Origin of the sequence: Terriglobus roseus (genome assembly GCF_900102185.1) — a bacterium.
Taxonomy (GTDB): domain Bacteria; phylum Acidobacteriota; class Terriglobia; order Terriglobales; family Acidobacteriaceae; genus Terriglobus; species Terriglobus roseus_A.
This window is the reverse complement of record NZ_LT629690.1, coordinates 4,352,954-4,370,986: the sequence shown is the minus strand read 5'-3', so window position 1 is coordinate 4,370,986 and position 18,033 is coordinate 4,352,954. Positions and strand designations below refer to the sequence as shown.

The window sequence follows — 18,033 nt, the reverse complement described above, 5'->3', positions numbered from 1 at the left end:
AGCGTTAGAAGTGGAACTTCGCTCCCAACTGGATCTGGCGCGGGCTGTAAGCCAGGTTGCTGTTCACCGAGGTGCGGGTACCAAACGCGGAGCTGTAGGTCAGCGTGTTGGCCGTTGCACTGGTGGCGATGGTGTAGCCGGTCGTGGTTACGCCGGTGATGTTGTAGTGGTTCGCGATGTTGAAGCTCTCACCCAGCAGCTCAACATCCATGCCTTCGTGGATCACGAAGCGCTTGCTCAGACGAAGGTCAGCCACCATGGTGCGGGGAAGCTTGTAAGTATTGCGTCCAATGTTCGCGATACGGAACGCGCCGTTGGAACCGTTGATACCACCACCGATAGCTGACAGCGAGGAACCGTTATCGCCCAGTGCTGTGGTCGGCGTACCGCTGCTTGCCAGCGAGTAAGGCAGACCGCTCTGCGCTGCGAAGCTCGGGGAGATTTCCCATGCGTTCGTGAGCAGACCAAGGGGACCGTGAACAAACTTCGGCGTTTGATAGACGGCGTACATCACGAGACGCTGAGGCACGTTGTTATCAGAGTTGCCGTAGTCAGCTGATGGGTTCAACGGATCGGTGTAAGCGTTTGCGCTGGTGAACGTGGTGCCGTTCACACCGTTATCCAACGCGTGCGAGTAGGTGTAGTTCACACTGAACGACAGACCGTTTGTGAGCTGATGCTTCGCTTCCAGAACCACACCGTGATAGCTGGAGCTGGCATTGCTGACAATCGCCGTCACCGCACCGAACACGGGGTTGGGGCGCTGGCTGCTTGCGTAAGCGTTAGGACCATTCACGCCCGCTGCCACAGTGCCCGTAGCACCCTTGGCATAGAAGCGTGTGGTGACCTTGCTGCCGTTCGGCAAGGGTCCCTTGCCGGTGGTGTCCGCAACGGTGTAAGTCACAGTCGTTGTCGGAGTGGGCAGGTTGGCATCCACGAAGTTCGGCATCGAGCGGCCAAGTGCACCGATGTAGCTGGCGCCGATGGTCGTTCTCCAGCCAATCGTGCGCTGGATGGAGAGATCAAACTGCTCCGAGTAGGGGTTCTGGAATCCCTTTGCGAAGTAGGTGGAAGCAGGAGCTGCACCAGCCGAACCTACGCTGGAGATGACCGCCGGGTAAGACGGTGCACCGCTCTGCGTGGAGGTGTAGTTGAAGGTGAGCTGCGATGCCGGCACACCATTTATCTGCGTTGCATTACCCGTGGAGGTCAGCGCGCTGTAAATGGTGGAGTTGATGGTGCGGCCAAAGAAGAGGCCGAATCCACCGCGCACGCTGGTCTTGCCGTCACCGAACGGATCCCATGCAAAGCCAACGCGCGGAGCGATGTTGTTCTTATCCGACGGCATTACACCGGTCTGGGCGATGGCGTTGGTGCCAAAGCTGCCACCCGTGACAGGAAGACCTGCATAGGGCTGTGGGAAGAGCTGCAGCTCGTAACGAAGGCCATAGGTGATGCTGAGGTTCGGAGTAGCCTTCCACTCATCCTGCGCGAAGATACCGATGTCGTGCGTGACGAAGTCGAATGCCGTGGGACCAAAGGCCTGCTGGTAGGACGAGTAGTTCTTCGCCTTGTTGTAGACGGTGGGGTCGGTGCTCTGACCGTTGTACCAATCGCCCAGGTACTGGCCCACGGTGGAGTAGCTGTAGCTACCGAACTGGCTGCGCAGGTTCTGGCTCAGATCGTAGGTGTGCAGATAATCCATACCGAACTTCACGTTGTGCGAACCGTGTGTCCAGTTGGCGGTGTCGGCCACCTGCCAACGGCGCTCATCGGGATAGCGCTGACGCTGCAGGAAGGTCTGCGTACCGAAGTTGAAGCCATTGGTGATGAAGACGTTCGGGGGCAGGCCAAACGGGTTGGTATAGCTGCCGCCACGAGCGCGGTTGATGTAGTTCTGCTCGTAACTTGTAGCTGGAGTCTGAGCAAACTCGTACTCGAAGTCGCGGCCGTACTGGTAACGCACTTCGTTGACGAGGTTGCTAGTGATGGTGGTGTCCAGCTTGGCCACGCCGAAGGTGAGCTTCACAAAGTCATCACCGAAGGAACGCGTGCCGTAGGTGTTGGTGGCCTGCGTTTGAATGCCGGCGGGAGACGCCCAGTTCAGGCGATTGACTTCAAAAGTGGCATGGTTACGGCCGTTGATCTGCCAATCGATCTTCGGGAAGAAGATGTTCTGATCGCCAGTACGGGGCACAGGGCCGAGCATGGTGTTCAGCGCCGTGAGACCACTGTTGTACAGCGGGACTGCATTTGCGTACTGGGTGTAGCTACCAAGGTAGTTCAGCGCCAGGGTGCAGTTGCTGGCATCTGCCGCGCTGGGAGCCGCAGTACCTGTGCCATTGCAGGTCTTGCCGGTGGGCAGAGCTGCATCAGGAGTCGCAAAGAACGTAGCGGGGCTGCTGGCAACGCCCGTTCCGGGGAAGTTGCGCTTGAACTTATCGATGGCAAGCAGGAAGAACAGCTTGTCCTTGATGATGGGACCGCTTACGGCGCCACCAAACTGTTTACGCCAATCCTTCGGCTTGATCACGTTCGTGACAGGGCCAGAGGAGGTGACGGTGGTGAGCTGCGTCGTCGGGGACTTCGAACCCCAACCAGCGTCACGATCGCGGAAGTACAGTTCGCCGTGGAACTGGTTCGTACCGCTCTTGGTGACGGAGTTAACTACGCCACCCACCGCACGGCCGTATTCCACCGTGTAGTTAGAGGTGTTTACCTGAAATTCCTGCACTGCGCTCTGCGCCGTGGAGTAACCAGCACGCGTACGTCCGCGCTCTTCCGCGAAGAAGGCCTGGTTGTCGTCAGCGCCGTCAATGGTGATGTTGTTCTGCAATACGCTCTGGCCGCGGAAGCTCAACAGACCGAAGCCGTCAGAGTTCGAAACCACGCCCGGCGTGAGAGCAGCGTAGCTGGACCAGCGATAGTTGTTCACCGGCAGGTTCTGCAGAACGTGCTGTTCGATGACGCTGTTGAAGTCCGGCGAGGTGGTGTTGATGGCCGGAACTTCCGAGGTCACTGTCACTTCAGTGCTGGTGCCCGCAGCAGCAAGGCTTGCATCCACATTGGTCAACAGACCAACCTGCACCACGACGGCTGTTGACTTATATGCGCCGAAGCCTGCGGAGGTGACTTCCACTGTGTAGGTGCCGGGCTGAAGATGGATTGCGCGGAAGTAGCCCTGATCGTCAGCCTTGACGGTCTGCGCGGCTGAAGTGCCGTTGTTGGTGACGGTAATCTCTGCCCCGGGAACAACTGCGCCGCTGGGGTCATGGATAATTCCGCCTACTGCGCCGTCGACGGCCGACTGCGCAAAAGCGCCAATCACCGTTCCAGACATAAGTACTGCCGCGAGCGCAAGGCTGCGGAGGGGATTCATTTGCATCGAAAAGTCTCCTGAAAATTGGTCCGTTAATGTACCCACCGAATCGGTTGCCGGCAGGGTCTTGCGGATGATTTTGCGGGGCGTAAGTGGAACTCTGAGGCCCTCTGCGAAAAGTCCCCTCTGAGTCTGGCAGATCACTGTCAATGGAACGTGAACGCGCGGGGGACGCTGTTTGTAGTCCAGCGCCTCCATTTTCTCCCATTAACAGGCACAAAAAAAGGCCTTCCGTCTGCAACGGATGTGGGAAACGGGTTCCATTTCGGCACGGAAAGCGGCGATCCACTAAACTGGTAGAGGCACAGATGTTTATTGACGAGGCAAGAATCCGGATAAAGGCAGGGGACGGCGGCAATGGCTGCATGGCCTTCCGCCGGGAAAAGTTCGTTCCGCGCGGCGGTCCGTCCGGCGGCGACGGTGGCCACGGCGGCGACATCCTCATGCGCTCCAGCGAGAAGCACAACACGCTGGTCCATTTCCGCTTCAATCCGGAACACAAGGCAGACCGCGGCACCCACGGCGAAGGCTCCAATATGAGCGGTCGCAGTGGCGAGCACACCATTCTGGCCGTACCGGTCGGGACACAGGTCTTTGACGAAGAGACCGGCGATTTGCTCCATGACTTCCGCTACCCGGACGAACAGATTGTGGTGGCTCGAGGTGGACGTGGCGGCCGCGGCAACCAGCACTTTGCCACCAGCACCCATCAGGCTCCTCGCGAACACGAGCTGGGTCGTCCCGGCGAAGAGAAGCACCTGCGGCTGGAACTGAAGCTGCTCGCTGATGTCGGCCTTGTGGGCTACCCCAATGTGGGCAAATCGACGCTGATTTCGCGTCTTTCTGCAGCTCGCCCCAAGATTGCGAACTATGCCTTCACTACGCTGGAACCGAACCTGGGTGTGGTCAAGGTTGGCGATTTTCCGCATGAACTGTCGTTCGTGATTGCGGATATGCCAGGACTGATTGAAGGTGCCAGCCAAGGTGCGGGCTTAGGTATCCAGTTCCTTCGCCATATTGAGCGCACCAGCGTGCTGGCCCACCTCGTCGACGTTTCCGACGGCAGTGGACGCCCTGATCCGGTGGAAGATTTCAAGGTGATCTCCGGCGAGCTGGAAGAGTTCGGCCACAACCTGGAAGACAAACCTGTCATTGTCGTTGCAGCCAAAATCGATGCTGCCAATCCGGACAAGCTGAAGAAACTGCAGACCTACGCGAAGCGTCGCAAGCTGCCCTTCTATGCCATCTCTGCCGTCACAGGCGAGGGCATTGAGGCGCTGAAATTCGCTCTGGGTAAGGCTGTGGAAGAACATCGCAAGGGCATTGATCTGCTTCCACCGCCTGCACCTGCGCCGCGCAAACACAAGAGCGCGTACCCGGCGCCGTTGGCCAGCAAGAAATCCAATCGCTAAAGCGGCAGTGCATGGTCCGACCACTTTTTGTTACAAAGGTGGGGTCAGATGAAACGCCTTCCCTTCATTTCCGCCTCTCTGGTCCTCGGGACTCTACTTGCCTATTTTCCGGAAACGCTTCCGGCACAGGAAGTTCCTGTCTCCAAGGAGAACGTCCTCAAGCAGGACAACGTCATCCGCGGTCAGAAGCTGTTTGGCCAGAACTGCGCCGCATGTCACGGGGCGAACGCAACAGGCGGAATGGGACCAAACCTGACCATGTCGTCGCTGGTGCGCCACGACGCGGGCGGCAAGGACATTGGCACAGTGATCCACGAAGGCCGCATGGACAAGGGTATGCCAGCCTTCCCACAGATCACGCCGGAGCAGGTATCCGACATTGCAGCGTTTCTTCATGCGCGCATCGACGCTTTCACACGTGCGTCAGCTCTTGGCGCCAGCGCATTTGCCGGTTCGTTGAACGTGGGTGATGCCAATGCAGGCAAGGCTGTCTTTGCCGCGAAGTGCGCCACCTGCCACTCCGTTACAGGCGACCTGAAGGGCATTGCCACCAAGCGCGATCCCGCAGAACTGGAGCAGTCGATCCTGCTGCCAAAGGCAAAGCCCGAGACAGGTTCCGTGATAGCCGCAGGCAAGAAGTATGAAGGGCGCTTCCTGCATCGCGACGGCTTTACCGTGACGCTGCAGACCGCCGACGGCGTTTCGCATACGTGGGAGACCGATCACGTGACTGTGAACGTCCCCGATCCGCTGAAGGGACACAAGGCGCTACTGCCCACCTACACCGATAAGGAAATCCATGATGTTTTCTCGTACCTGGAAACGCTCAAGTAGCGCCGTCGTTTTTACCTTGGCGTGCCTGACCGCAGGTGCGCAGAAGAAGCCTGCAGCATCTCCCGTTGCCGCAGTGCAGAGCTTGCCCAGTGTGGGCGCTGAGTGGTCGCAATACAACGGTGATAGCTCTGGCCGTCGCTACTCCTCGCTGACACAGATCAACAGCACCAACGTAAAGAACCTTACGCTGGCATGGACACTGCCAACGAAGGGACTCGCAATCAAGGGAACGCCCGTTGTTGTGGACGGCGTGTTGTATGTCACGTCACCCAACCATGTATGGGCAGTGGATGCTGTTACTGGCCTGAAGCTGTGGAGCTACGAACGCAAGTCGCCGGGCAACATGATTGCCAACCGCGGTGTGGCCTACCTGAACGGCAAGGTCTACTTTGGCACACCCGACGCGCATGTCATCGCGCTGGATGCGAAGACTGGCAAAGTTGCGTGGGACAAGGAAGTGGGCGATGTCACCTTCGGCTATTACATTGCCGTTGCGCCGCTCGTGGTGAAGGACAAGCTCATTGTGGGTACCAGCGGTGACGTATCCGATGTACCTCACGCGCTCTATGCTCTGGACCCCGCCAACGGCAAACAACTGTGGAAGCTGAACACCATTCCTGCCACGGGCGAACCCGGCGCGGATACATGGCCCAGCGAAGCTGCACGTAAGCAGGGTGGTGGACCGCTGTGGGTCACCGGCACGTACGATCCGGAACTGAACCTGATGTACTGGGGCACGGGCAATCCGCATCCAGTGCTGGCGGGTAATGTTCGCGAGGGCGCGAACCTGTACACCTGCACCATCCTCGCGATCGACCCCGACACCGGCAAGATCAAGTGGTACTTCCAGCCCAGCCCGCACGACACGCGTGACTGGGACGCGGTGGAAACCAACATCCTGTTCGACGCCACCATCAATGGCAAGCCTCGCAAGCTGCTGTCGCATGCCAGCCGCAATGGCTACTACTTCCTGCTGGACCGCGTCACGGGCGAGTCGCTTGTGTCGACGCCATTTGTCCCACAGAACTGGGCCAAGGGAGTCAATGCCAAGGGTGAGCCGATTCCTGATCCCGCCAAGGAAGAAACTCCCGGCGGTGTTCTGCTTCACAGTGTGGCCAACGGCAGCGCCAACTGGCCTCCGCCTGCATTCAGTTTGCAGACAGGCCTGTTCTACGTGAATGCAGAAGAAGGATGGTCGTACTGGTACTCCGCTTTGGACGCTAGTGGCAAGCCTGAAGATCATCAGGGCGGATCGGGCATTTCGCTGGAAGAAAACAGCATCCTGCTGGCGCTTGATCCTAAGACCGGCAAAGAAGTCTGGCGCAGAGACACCGGCCGCAACACGCGCAACTATAGCGGCCTGCTGACCACAGCGGGACACCTGCTTTTCGGCGGCGACGCGTATGGCAACATCTTCGCGCTTGACCCGGCGACGGGCAAAGCGTTGTGGCATGCACGTCCTGGCACCAACCTAACCAACGGCCCTATGACCTTCGAACGCAACGGTCAGCAGTACGTAGTCTTCGGCGCAGCCGATACGCTCTACACTTTCGCGCTACCGCAGTAGCAAACCAAATCAAAACACAAGAGGTGGATTCTCATATGGGAATCCACCTCTTTCTTGTTATAAATCGCGACTCGCAAACAGAAGAGGGAGCCCGAAGGCTCCCTCTTGCATTGCTTTTCCAAGCGGTGGACTTACGCGCCCACCGGCTCGGCTACTTCCTTGAGACGCTTTTCCAGCAGAGCTTCCAGCTCTTCCAGAGCCTTGGAGAAGCCTTCGATGCCTTCCTTCAGCTTGTCGTGTGCCATGCGGTCTTCTGCGTGCATCTTGTCGAAGGTCGCCTTGTCGATCGAGATCTTCTCGATGTCCATGGACTTTGCCTTGTCGGCGTCCAGCTTCTTCTCCAGCGTGCCTTCCTTGCTGTTCAACTCATCCAGCAGCTTGGGTGCGATGGTCAGCAGATCAGAACCGGCCAGCTCTTCAATCTCACCGATGTTGCGGAACGAAGCACCCATCACCTGGGTCTTGTAGCCGAACTTCTTGTAGTAGTTGAAGATCTTGGTGACGGAGATAACACCGGGATCTTCCGCGCTGGTGTAGTCCTTGCCCGTGTCCTTCTTGTACCAATCCAGGATGCGGCCCACGAACGGCGAGATCAGCGTTACGTTCGCCTCAGCGCAGGCAATGGCCTGGTGCAGACCGAAGAGCAGCGTCAGGTTGCAGTGAATGCCTTCCTTCTCAAGCTGCTCAGCAGCCTTGATACCTTCCCAGGTGGAGGCAATCTTGATCAGAACGCGGTCCTTGCTGACACCGGCGGCAGCGTACTGCGCAATGATGTCCTTCGCCACTTCGATCGTCTTCTCGGTGTCGTAGGAGAGGCGGGCGTCCACTTCCGTGGAAACGCGGCCCGGAACGATCTTCAGGATCTCGCGGCCAAAGGCGACAGCCAGCGTCTTGAAGGCTTCTGCGGCAACAGCCTTGTCGTCAGAGTTCGCGCCGGCCTTCTGCTTCGCGGTCTTCAGCACATCATCCACGATGTGGCTGTATTCCGGCATGTTTGCGGCAGCGGTGATCAACGACGGGTTGGTGGTCGCGTCTGTCGGCTTGAACTTCTCCATCGACTTCATGTCGCCGGTGTCGGCCACCACGGTGGTGTACTGCTTAAGCTGATCCAAAAGCGTCGCCATTTGCGTTCTCCTTCGATGTCCCTGAGCAAAATCGTTTCATTGATTATTTTACGCCTGTCCCGGCACTCATTCAGATGCCGTGCGACGGAGTAATCACTGCATTTCTCATAAGATTGCCCAGCTTACGAGTCACAGATTAAGGAAGTGTGACGCTGACAGCCGAACTGCGCTGCTCGCCGGTGCCATTCATCGAAGCTACCCAGTACCGATAGCTATGCCCGTTTGAGACAGACTTGTCAGCGTAGGTAAATCCGCGGAGTGGCTCCTGCGTCAGCAACGTAGTCGCTCCGGACTCCTCCCGATAGACACGATAGCCTGTAACGCCTGCATCGTCCGGCGGTTGCCAAACGAGGTCAACTTCCGGTGTGGAAAGTGTGTTGGCCAGCGCTTCCAGACTTGTCGGAGGTAGCGGCAGCGGCAGTTTTGCTGAGGCAGTAACGGTCACGCTGGCCGGATCACTGTCCATCAAGAACGATTCCCCACCCAGCGAAACAGTACATCGGCGGAAGACGGTGTAACGCTGCTCTTCCCCCACGTGCCCGCCAGTATCGACTGTTCCGCTGGAAGATTTCTGTGACTGCTTACCCGTGGACGCATCCGACGCCGCGAGCAACGTGGAATGGGTGGCATCCTTTCCACGAGACACCCGCAACATCACTCCGTCTTCTCCCGGTTGCCATTGCACGAGAATGCCCTGCGCCACCGGCTGCGCCCGGAGACCAGTGATGATTGCGGGAGCAACTCCAGCAAGACTCTTCACCTCAGTCCATCCCGCACCGTTTCCAGCGGAGTTCACGAGCCGAACGCGATACACAATCGTTCGTACATTGCCTTCGGCAAACGACGATGGCAGTACATCGTGATAACCACCGGATCCGCCAGCGGTTGCCGGAAGATGCGCAATCGGCGTGCAGTTAGCAGTCGTGAATGCTTCGGCACGGCAGACCTCTGCCTGCATCGCACCGGCGCTATGCTTTGCCGTCAATGAAACGCCGTCCGTGGTGCGCGTCGGATTCGTCCACGCCAGATCAATCGCATCCCCGACACGCGTCGCGGTCAGGCCATGCACAGCGGCAGGCAAATGCAGCGATGGAGGACGCACTGGCCCTTGGCTGGCGCAGCCAGCCATCAGAAACCACAGCACCATCACAGGTGCAATTCTTTGTTTGTCATGCAGCAAAGCCGGGATCACATTCACGAGCCTAAAGTCCAGAGACAACCTTTTGCAAAACACAGATTTTCTTACTTCTATGCGCGCGGACATCTTTCCGCCAAAATTCGACATCTTTTGGCCTACGTAAAGTGTCACGACACTGGGAGATAGGGCAATGTCATCATCTGCGGAAACGAAGGACGCGAGCATCACGGACCGTCCGTCTCCGCCTACGAATACGGGCGATCCGATAGCTGGCGAAGCCGCTGAAAATTTCATCGCGGAAAAGAAACTGGGCGAGCGCATTAAGCAGCTACGTCTGAAAAAAGGTATGGGACTGGTTGAACTTGGCCGTCACACCGGCCTCAGCGCCAGCTTTCTGTCACAGCTTGAAACAGGCCGCGTGGTGCCTACGCTGCGCAACCTCGCACGCATCTCGTTGGTGTTTTCAAAGGACCTAAGCTACTTCTTTGAGCCGGAACCGAAGACGCTTTTCCGCGTGCAGCGTGGCAAGGACCGCATTCGCCTTCCACAGAGCGGAACGGATGATCCTGCCTACTATTTTGAATCGTTAGGCTACCTAATTCCGGATCGCCAGCTTGATCCTTACTTCGCAGAGTTTCTTCCGAACGTAACGCCGCGACGCGCGCATCAGCATCCCGGCTCTGAGTTTCTATACGTTCTGGAAGGCGAAATGGATATCACTCATGGAGACGGGACACACCGACTTGAAGCTGGCGATGCTGTGTATTTCGACGCGAATACGCCGCACAGCTATGCGAACGCCGGACAGACCCCTGCTAAGGCGCTTATCGTCACGCTGCAAGGCAACGCGTCTTCACACAATGGCGGCGGACTACCGAATGGCAACGGAAAGACGCGCGGATCAAACGAGAGCACTGCCGCGCGTTAGTCGGCGTCATCCTTCCGGATAAAAGAACTTCTCAACCGCGTTCCAGTCTTCGACGCGCGTCCATTCCTTCGCAAGCTTGTTATGCGGCGCTGAGAAGAGCAATCCTTTGCCACGAAACGCTCGGAGTTGCCGAGGGTTGTCGTCGATGAGGTAATCGGCAGCGAGAATGCTCTTGTCGCCACAGAAGACCATGTGCGAAGGACGGATGAAGGGGAAGTGCTCTTCCATCCATGCAAACTTGGCCGCGAAGCTCATAGGCACTTCCATCGCCGCTGACGCGATGAACACTTCGTGGTCGCGGTTCAGTCGCTCCAGCACACGCTGCGAATCTGGCATCAATTCAAGATTGCGAAAGAACTCCGGTTCATTCAGATAGCCGACCAGCGCTTCATGGTGTGCATCTGGCACGCACTGCCACAACCATTTGCCATCCATATCTTCCTTGGAAAGCTCGCTGCGGAAGTCAGCGTTGTAGCGGCGGATGTGTTCCGCAACGGTGTCCGCCATCACCTCATCCATATCAACTGCGATTCTTGCCATGAATCGACCCTAGCATGTCGCGTTCCTGCACCGTAAACAGTGCATACGCAAACTCTCTGCATCCCATGTCGGAATCCGCCATCTGAAATCGGGTATGGCTGCAACCACAATGGAAGAGACTGGCCAACCGGCCGAGGTAGCGCACGCGGCAGAACAGCCGTGGCGACCGAAGCATAACCCCTGGCTGATTGCCCTCACAGTGACCCTGGCTACCTTCATGGAGGTACTGGATACCTCTATTGCGAATGTGGCCCTGCCGCACATTGCGGGTGGGTTGGGTGCCTCGCAGGACGAAGCTACCTGGGTCATCACCAGTTACCTGGTGGCGAACGCCATTATCCTTCCGGCTTCTGCGTATCTGACCACGTTCATCGGGCGCAAGAAGTTCTACATGATCTGCGTGGTCATCTTTGGTATCTCGTCGGCTATGTGTGGGCTGGCGCCTACCCTGCCTATCCTGATCCTGTTCCGGTTGATCCAGGGTGCGGGTGGTGGTGGACTTGGGCCGAGTGAGCAGGCCATCCTTGCGGACACCTTCGAGCCTAAGCAGCGAGGGCAGGCGTTCGCGCTGTATGGGCTGGCGGTGGTTGCTGCTCCGGCGATTGGGCCGACTTTGGGTGGATGGATCACCGACAACTATGACTGGCGATGGATATTCTTCATCAACGTCCCGGTTGCGATCCTGTCTTTGGTGCTGACGACTCGTATGGTGGAGGATCCTCCGCACATCATCAAGGAAGTGGAGGCAAACAAGCGGAAGGGGTTGAACCTGGATTACATCGGGTTTGGTCTGCTGGCGCTTGGCTTCGGGTCGCTGGAGTTTGTGCTGGATAAGGGCCAGGAAGATGACTGGTTCGGTTCCTCTGTGATCACGGCCTTTGCCATTGTGTGCGCAGTGTCGCTGATTGGTCTGATCATCTGGTCGCTGTGGCGGTTGAAGAAGGGTGATAAACCCATCCTGAACCTGACACTGTTCAAGCAGCGTAGCTTTGCGGTGTCGTTCACGCTGCTGTTTGTGCTGGGCTTCTCGCTGTATGCGTCGACTGTGTTGATTCCGCAGTATGTGCAGACGTTGTTGGGTTATACGGCGGAGCTTGCGGGTCTGGTGATCTCGCCGGGCGGCGTGACGATCATGCTGATGATGCCTGTTGTTGGCATTCTCATCACGCGTCTTGATCCGCGTGTGATGATCTCGTTCGGCTTTGCGCTGCTGACGTATTCGCTTTACCTGATGCACTCGCACATGAATCTTGGGTCGTCGTTCGCGGATATTATGTGGCTGCGCATTGTGCAGGCTGCTTCGCTGGCGTTCCTGTTCATTCCCATCAACACCATTGCGTACAACAACATTCCGCGATCACAGAACAACGATGTCAGCGGACTTTCAAATCTTGCTCGTAATGTGGGTGGGTCGGTGGGTACGGCGTTCGTGGCGACGATGTTGTCGCGGCGCTCGCAGGCGCATCAGGGTTACATGATCCGCAACCTTACACCATCAAGCCAGGCCTTCAACGACCGTGTGAACAGCGTTGCGGGATTCCTGCAGGGCAGTCGCGGTCCGGGCGGCGGCAACCATGCCGATGCGATCTCCGCAGCGCAGGGCAATGTCTACAACATGCTGCATAACCAGGCGTCGATGCTGGCTTATCTGGACATCATCGCGGTGCTGGCAGTGTTCACGGCCATCATGGTTCCGCTGGTGTGGATTGTGCCCAAGCCCGGCCACATGGACGGCGACGCACCCGCGCACTAAACCCGTTTGCAACACAATCACTACAACAAATGGCCGCTCCTTCTGGAGCGGCCATTTGCTCTTGCGCTGAACCTTTCGGCAATGGGATGGGGAGGGTACCCCCTCCCCCTGTTTTTGCAAAATCGTCTTTTGAAAGGACTTAGCTGCGGGGTATCCCGCAAAATCGTCTAACCATTGGGGTTAGAGGCAAAATCGTCTTTCTATTGGACTTACGGCTAGGGCACCAACGCCACTAAAAAGCCCTACTTCTATTGTAGCGATCTGGAGGAAATACCATGCCAACCGTATTTCCTTTGGTTTGTTACACATAAGCGGATCGCGTACTTGACAAAGATTTCCGGCGGTAACAGCCCGTCGAAGGGGACAGGTGACGATGCTCAGCAATAATCGATGGTGGCCTAACTCTTGAGCATAGGTTGGTTTTCGGGAAGCGACAATCCCCGCTTTTCGTACTGTTTCGGAAGAACATGACGAAGAGCCTTGTCAAATATGGAGCGGAAGTCTTGTTCCAACCATTGCGGGTACTCCCACTTCAGGCACTGAATATCCTGAGCTCCGAAAGGCCGTCCAAGGGCTGGATTCTGTATCTTCCAAAGATTGAGCAGGCCTCCAATATTTGTCGATTTTAGAAAGCCAGTCATTGTTTCCAGCTCATCGATGTTAGTGGTGTAATGGCCTTCGAACTGAACACGAAGCTTTTCAGAGTCCAAGATTTCGTCCATGAAGCTCGAAAGAAGTGTTGCCACTCCCGCTGCGCCGCCGATGTAATCCAACGTAACAGTCGAACAGAAGCAACTCTTCACCTGAGAAAGATCAATATCCTTCGCCAGACGTTGATTTCCTTCCTGAAAGAGATTTCTAACCGCCTTGGCTAATTGCCTCACGGCCTTGGGCTTTTCTGGTGAGCCAACCAGAAGCTTCTCTAGCTTTGCCAGTAATAGTTCAGGCTTTCCCTCATATTTCGAGGAAGCATCAAGCATACATGTCTTGGTTTCTAGAAGGACTACCGTTTCGCCGCACAAAATGAGGACGTCACAGATTTCTTCCAAAGGATTATCTGCATATACAGGGTTGCAATATACGGACTGATTTGTCCCTGAAGAAGCGCGAGTCAAAATATCCTGCGTGTACGCTTCAAAGATTTTCCCCCAATAAAGCGACTCGAATTGTGGAACTGTGGCCTTCAATGTCCAAAAAGGTCCGCCTAACAACTTGTCCATCATGAATTCCAAGTCAATGGGTAAGAACACCTGCGTCTGATTGATAAGACCAAAATTTGCCACTGATTCGACAAACGGAAAATCTCGAAACATCGTGCTGTCGTTCTTGCGTGCTGTCCGCCCTGCGTAAAGGGCTTTGAGCTTAGAGGGAGACGCAGCGATGATGTTAAGGAGGATATTTACGTCTCTTGCCGAGGACCCTTCAACTATGAGATTGTTTGCCAGCAAAGTAGCTTCATCGGCATGTTTCAACCAATCGCTGTCTTGGTACCTGAAAAATTTGGCCAGAGCTGTAACGGATAGCCCTAAGTAAAGTTCTAGGGATAGCCCTGTTACGCTTTCGAATTGACAATTGAGATCGAGGGTAGGGAATAACTTCTTTGGAATATCTACAAGCAATTTCCTAGATCTTGCGAATGTCTGTGCGGGCATTCGATGCGCATATTCGCCTGCAGACACCATAGTTGTAATGAACGCAGCCATGTCTTCCCGACTGCTCAATACGGTAGATGTCATCGGAGTAGGGTTGTCTAAGAGATCATTCGCTTGAATGAGCAGAACCCCAAAGAGCATGTTTCCGACCGCGTTCATCCCATTCGAAGGACAGTGTGTAACTGCGTATTTTGCTAGCAAGAGAAGCTGGCGTCGGTGAAAGAGTAATCGACGTCGTTCGGAAGACGCCCAAAGCAAACAAACAAATTCCGCCGCTACTTTCGGAGGAAAGAAGTCGTACAGCAGCGACGCTTGGACATTCTCTGTTTTCGAACCTCGTTTATAGGTCTCAAGTACGAGTGCTATGAACGAACATAACCGAAGTATCGAGTCTCGGCTGAAGCGCCGGAGCGAGGCGATAAAGTCAGCCTCAACGACAGCTTTACCTGTCAGCTCCTCACAGGTGAGAAATACAACGACTTCAATCTTTGCCATCGCGCGCTCGTAAAAAAAGTTCTCCAACTTTTAGGGCGGCGAGAGAGCCTTCCTGGGAGATGTCTACTTTGCAGGTTCGTTCCCTGCCCTCATTTGTTTGGCGAGCAGTTTGCATTTTCGGATAGTGAGTCACGTCGACATTATTCTTGATTGCCGTTGAAGCAGTGGTACCATTTGCTGCATTGCAGATTGCCGGCCGGGCTGAAGGGAACAAATCTTATGTGGTCGCCTTTAGTTGACGCCACCCTCCGGTTCGCAACTCCAGGCAAGCTCAACTTTGTCGTCACAGCTTTCGGTTCTGTCGCCATGTATATGTTCTCGCTCTACAAAGGTTTTGCGGGGACGACACCTGCTCTCCGCCGTCTTTTCCCAGGAAAGCCAGACGTTTTCTATGACCGGCTTGATTTTGTAGTCGTTGCTTTTACTGGTTCCGTGATCGGGACAATTTTTTTTCACCCTCAGGACGCACTCCAGAGTCTTTCGGCGGGTTTTGGTTGGGTCGGTGCGCTTAGTGTATTGACTAATCCTAAGATCGAGAGCGCTCCTTCTACTCCCAACAAACAGATAAAAGATGATTTATCCACAATATCTGGAAGCGACACTGGAGTAGATGGATGACAATTCTTGCCTTTAACAAACTTGCTGTCCTTCTCCTCGCTTCCGCGGGATTTGCCATCAGCATACTGTGGTTTTTTATCAGGCCGAATCTCTACAAGCGCCAGCTGGAGGCTGCTTCAAAAACAGATTCCGCAAAACTCCCCGGCTACCTCGAGTGGGGGTTTGCTGTTACAGCCGTCTTCAGTGCATTGATCGGCATTTTGTCGGCGCTTTCGTCACACCAGGAAGCAAGCATTCGAAAGAATGAGGTTGCATCCGAGAATGTGATCACTAGAGCAGAGGTTGCTTCGCAGGGTGATTCGCTGCCAGTTTCGTTCGAGTCGAGCTACATACAGTTCCAGAAACCGAAACCAAGGCTTTGGATCCGAGCCGCGGATGGAACCTGGCTTGAAACATATGAGCATCAGACGTCTAATGTTTTTCAACCGCAGGGTCGAACAACGCACTCTGGCTGCAGGGGGCAAATTCTCGTAAAGAGAGGGGAACCCTCTTTTGAGGTATTTATCCCGGAGGATGGATGCAGTACTGAGCTTCTTTTCCGATACAACGAAAACAGTTGGCAGGAACTAGGGCCGATTTCGAATGTTTCTCGGACGATCCCCTCGCCTAAAGCTAATTAGTCCCAACTGCTCCGCCGATCACCTACTGTCCGCGATAAGTGAATAAGACTTACTCCCCGACTTTTAGGACTGCGAGGAAGGCTTCCTGGGGGATGTCTACTTTGCCGATTCGCTTCATGCGCTTTTTGCCCTCTTTTTGCTTGTCGAGGAGTTTGCGCTTTCGGCTGATGTCGCCGCCGTAGCACTTGGCGAGTACGTCCTTTTTGATGGCACTTACTGTTTCGCGCGCTACGATCTTGCTGCCGATGGCGGCCTGGATGGCGACCTCAAACATCTGGCGGGGGATGAGCTCCTTCATCTTGTGGACGAGGGCTTTGCCGCGTTCGTAGGCGAAGTCGCGATGGACGATGATGCTGAGTGCGTCAACGGGTTCGCCGGAGACGAGGATGTCCATCTTGACCATGGGGCTGGTCCAGGTGCCGGAGAGGTGGTAGTCGAGTGAGGCGTAGCCGCGGCTGACGGACTTGAGGCGGTCGTAGAAGTCGAGCACGATCTCATTGAGCGGGAGCTCGTAGGTGATCATGACGCGGTTGGCGGAGACGTACTCCATGTTCTGCTGCTTGCCGCGCTTTTCTTCGACGAGCTTGAGGATGTTGCCGACGTACTCCTCGTTGGTGAGGATTTTGGCGATGATGACGGGCTCTTCGACCGAGTCGATGGTCGTGGGGTCGGGCCAGCGCGAGGGGTTTTGCACTTCAAGCGTGGTGCCGCCGGTGAGGTGGACCTTGTAACCCACGCCGGGGGCGGTGGTGATGAGGTCGAGTCCGAACTCGCGCTCGAGACGCTCCTGGATGATTTCCATGTGGAGCAGGCCGAGGAAGCCGCAGCGGAAGCCGAAGCCGAGGGCTACGGAGGACTCGGGCTCGAAGGAGAAGGATGCGTCGTTGAGCTTGAGCTTGCCGAGGGCTTCGCGCAGGGCTCCGTGCTCGTGGCTTTCTACGGTGTAGAGGCCGGCGAAGACCATGGACTTGATGTCTTCGAAGCCGGGGAGCATTTCAGTGGCGGGGTTGGTGGGGTCAGTGATGGTGTCGCCGACCTTGGTGTCTGCCACGTCTTTGATGGTTGCGACGAAGAAGCCGACTTCGCCTGCGGAGAGCTCGGCGATTTCGACGGGCTTGGGGGTGAGGACGCCCATGGATTCCACGTCGAAGACTTTGCCGTTGGACATGAGCTTGATGCGCTGGCCCTTGCGGAGGGTGCCGTTGATGACGCGGGCGAGCACGATGACGCCCTTGTAGGGGTCGAACCAGCTGTCGAAGATGAGCGCCTGGAGCGGCTTCTCGCTGTCGCCGGTGGGGGGCGGGATGAGTGCGACGACGGCTTCGAGGATGTCGGCTACGTTGAGGCCGGTCTTTGCGGAGACGGCGATGGCGTCGTCTGCGGGCAGGCCTACGGTGTTTTCGATCATCTCCTTGGTGCGCGGGATGTCGGCGCTGGGGAGGTCGATCTTGTTGATAACAGGGATGATCTCGAGGCCGTTGGAGATGGCGAGGTAGGCGTTGGCCAGGGTCTGGGCTTCTACGCCCTGTGAGGCGTCGACCACGAGGAGGGCGCCTTCGCAGGAGGCGAGGGAGCGGCTGACTTCATAACTGAAGTCGACGTGGCCGGGGGTGTCGATGAGGTTGAGCTGGTAGGTCTGGCCGTCGTGGGCCTGGTACATCATGCGGACCGAGTGGGCCTTGATGGTGATACCGCGTTCGCGCTCGAGGTCCATGGCGTCGAGGACCTGCGCCTGCATCTCTCGCTGCGTGAGCGAGCCGGTGAGTTCGAGGAGGCGATCAGAGAGGGTCGACTTGCCGTGGTCGATGTGCGCGATGATCGCGAAATTACGTATGTACTTGGGGTCCATGCTCACCCTTAATTCTACGTGCTTCGGCACTTCGTGCCGTGCTCGACGTCGCTTTCGCGACGTGGACCCCCTCGTATTGAGGGAGGTCGCTATGGGGCATGGAAATGACTGAGGGTAAGAGGGG

13 protein-coding genes are annotated in these 18,033 nt (G+C 56.4%); 7 read left to right on the top strand and 6 right to left on the bottom strand.

All coding sequences use genetic code 11. The annotated features are described in order from the left end of the window. Positions 1 to 4: 4 nt before the first annotated feature. Entirely contained in the window at positions 5 to 3,385 is a 3,381-nt protein-coding gene (locus tag BLT38_RS18245) for a TonB-dependent receptor (protein WP_231966611.1), read from the bottom strand. A 302-nt stretch (positions 3,386 to 3,687) separates the two neighbouring features. On the opposite strand from BLT38_RS18245, the gene obgE reads away from it, so the two are divergent. The 3 genes from obgE to BLT38_RS18230 are packed head-to-tail and all read left to right on the top strand — an operon-like array spanning position 3,688 to position 7,192. Next, entirely contained in the window at positions 3,688 to 4,791 is a 1,104-nt protein-coding gene (obgE, locus tag BLT38_RS18240; protein WP_083346465.1) for a GTPase ObgE, read from the top strand. A 48-nt stretch (positions 4,792 to 4,839) separates the two neighbouring features. After that, on the top strand, positions 4,840 to 5,625 hold the full coding sequence (locus BLT38_RS18235) for a c-type cytochrome (RefSeq protein WP_083346464.1): 786 nt from the start codon (positions 4,840 to 4,842) through the stop codon (positions 5,623 to 5,625). Beyond that, positions 5,591 to 7,192 carry an acido-empty-quinoprotein group A gene (locus tag BLT38_RS18230; RefSeq protein WP_083346463.1) on the top strand — a complete coding sequence of 534 codons (1,602 nt, stop codon included), beginning with the start codon at positions 5,591 to 5,593 and terminating at the stop codon, positions 7,190 to 7,192. Before BLT38_RS18235 ends, BLT38_RS18230 begins: the two co-directional genes overlap by 35 nt. Positions 7,193 to 7,323: 131 nt before the next feature. Here the strand turns inward: BLT38_RS18230 and BLT38_RS18225 are convergent, their stop codons facing one another. Continuing rightward, a complete protein-coding gene (locus tag BLT38_RS18225) occupies positions 7,324 to 8,316 on the bottom strand; it encodes a transaldolase (RefSeq protein ID WP_083346462.1) in 993 nt (330 codons plus the stop codon). A 136-nt stretch (positions 8,317 to 8,452) separates the two neighbouring features. Next, positions 8,453 to 9,514 carry a fibronectin type III domain-containing protein gene (locus BLT38_RS18220; RefSeq protein ID WP_083346461.1) on the bottom strand — a complete coding sequence of 354 codons (1,062 nt, stop codon included), beginning with the start codon at positions 9,512 to 9,514 and terminating at the stop codon, positions 8,453 to 8,455. Between the two features lie 130 nt (positions 9,515 to 9,644). Between BLT38_RS18220 and BLT38_RS18215 the strand changes: the two genes are divergently transcribed. After that, positions 9,645 to 10,382 carry a helix-turn-helix domain-containing protein gene (locus tag BLT38_RS18215; protein ID WP_083346460.1) on the top strand — a complete coding sequence of 246 codons (738 nt, stop codon included), beginning with the start codon at positions 9,645 to 9,647 and terminating at the stop codon, positions 10,380 to 10,382. Between the two features lie 6 nt (positions 10,383 to 10,388). Here the strand turns inward: BLT38_RS18215 and BLT38_RS18210 are convergent, their stop codons facing one another. Then, positions 10,389 to 10,922 carry a 5' nucleotidase, NT5C type gene (locus tag BLT38_RS18210; protein WP_083346459.1) on the bottom strand — a complete coding sequence of 178 codons (534 nt, stop codon included), beginning with the start codon at positions 10,920 to 10,922 and terminating at the stop codon, positions 10,389 to 10,391. A gap of 94 nt (positions 10,923 to 11,016) precedes the next feature. Between BLT38_RS18210 and BLT38_RS18205 the strand changes: the two genes are divergently transcribed. After that, positions 11,017 to 12,675, top strand: coding sequence for a DHA2 family efflux MFS transporter permease subunit (locus BLT38_RS18205; RefSeq protein ID WP_083346458.1), 1,659 nt, complete (start codon positions 11,017 to 11,019; stop codon positions 12,673 to 12,675). A 398-nt stretch (positions 12,676 to 13,073) separates the two neighbouring features. Here the strand turns inward: BLT38_RS18205 and BLT38_RS18200 are convergent, their stop codons facing one another. Then, entirely contained in the window at positions 13,074 to 14,822 is a 1,749-nt protein-coding gene (locus tag BLT38_RS18200) for a hypothetical protein (RefSeq protein WP_083346457.1), read from the bottom strand. Positions 14,823 to 15,041: 219 nt separating this feature from the next. On the opposite strand from BLT38_RS18200, the gene BLT38_RS18195 reads away from it, so the two are divergent. Then, complete coding sequence (locus BLT38_RS18195) at positions 15,042 to 15,440, top strand: hypothetical protein (protein WP_083346456.1); 399 nt, start codon at positions 15,042 to 15,044, stop codon at positions 15,438 to 15,440. Further along, positions 15,437 to 16,060, top strand: a complete 624-nt coding sequence (locus tag BLT38_RS18190; RefSeq protein WP_083346455.1) for a hypothetical protein — start codon at positions 15,437 to 15,439, stop codon at positions 16,058 to 16,060. Before BLT38_RS18195 ends, BLT38_RS18190 begins: the two co-directional genes overlap by 4 nt. A gap of 49 nt (positions 16,061 to 16,109) precedes the next feature. Here the strand turns inward: BLT38_RS18190 and lepA are convergent, their stop codons facing one another. Next, positions 16,110 to 17,909, bottom strand: coding sequence for a translation elongation factor 4 (lepA, locus tag BLT38_RS18185; protein WP_083346454.1), 1,800 nt, complete (start codon positions 17,907 to 17,909; stop codon positions 16,110 to 16,112). Positions 17,910 to 18,033 lie beyond the last annotated feature (124 nt).

Excerpts from the sequence above, each read along its gene's own strand:
- BLT38_RS18245 (WP_231966611.1), bottom strand. The coding sequence starts at position 3,385 with ATGCAAATGAATCCCCTCCGCAGCCTTGCGCTCGCGGCAGTACTTATG.
- obgE (WP_083346465.1), top strand. The coding sequence starts at position 3,688 with ATGTTTATTGACGAGGCAAGAATCCGGATAAAGGCAGGGGACGGCGGC.
- BLT38_RS18235 (WP_083346464.1), top strand. The coding sequence starts at position 4,840 with ATGAAACGCCTTCCCTTCATTTCCGCCTCTCTGGTCCTCGGGACTCTA.
- BLT38_RS18230 (WP_083346463.1), top strand. The coding sequence starts at position 5,591 with ATGATGTTTTCTCGTACCTGGAAACGCTCAAGTAGCGCCGTCGTTTTT.
- BLT38_RS18225 (WP_083346462.1), bottom strand. The coding sequence starts at position 8,316 with ATGGCGACGCTTTTGGATCAGCTTAAGCAGTACACCACCGTGGTGGCC.
- BLT38_RS18215 (WP_083346460.1), top strand. The coding sequence starts at position 9,645 with ATGTCATCATCTGCGGAAACGAAGGACGCGAGCATCACGGACCGTCCG.
- BLT38_RS18210 (WP_083346459.1), bottom strand. The coding sequence starts at position 10,922 with ATGGCAAGAATCGCAGTTGATATGGATGAGGTGATGGCGGACACCGTT.
- BLT38_RS18205 (WP_083346458.1), top strand. The coding sequence starts at position 11,017 with ATGGCTGCAACCACAATGGAAGAGACTGGCCAACCGGCCGAGGTAGCG.
- BLT38_RS18200 (WP_083346457.1), bottom strand. The coding sequence starts at position 14,822 with ATGGCAAAGATTGAAGTCGTTGTATTTCTCACCTGTGAGGAGCTGACA.
- BLT38_RS18195 (WP_083346456.1), top strand. The coding sequence starts at position 15,042 with ATGTGGTCGCCTTTAGTTGACGCCACCCTCCGGTTCGCAACTCCAGGC.
- BLT38_RS18190 (WP_083346455.1), top strand. The coding sequence starts at position 15,437 with ATGACAATTCTTGCCTTTAACAAACTTGCTGTCCTTCTCCTCGCTTCC.
- lepA (WP_083346454.1), bottom strand. The coding sequence starts at position 17,909 with ATGGACCCCAAGTACATACGTAATTTCGCGATCATCGCGCACATCGAC.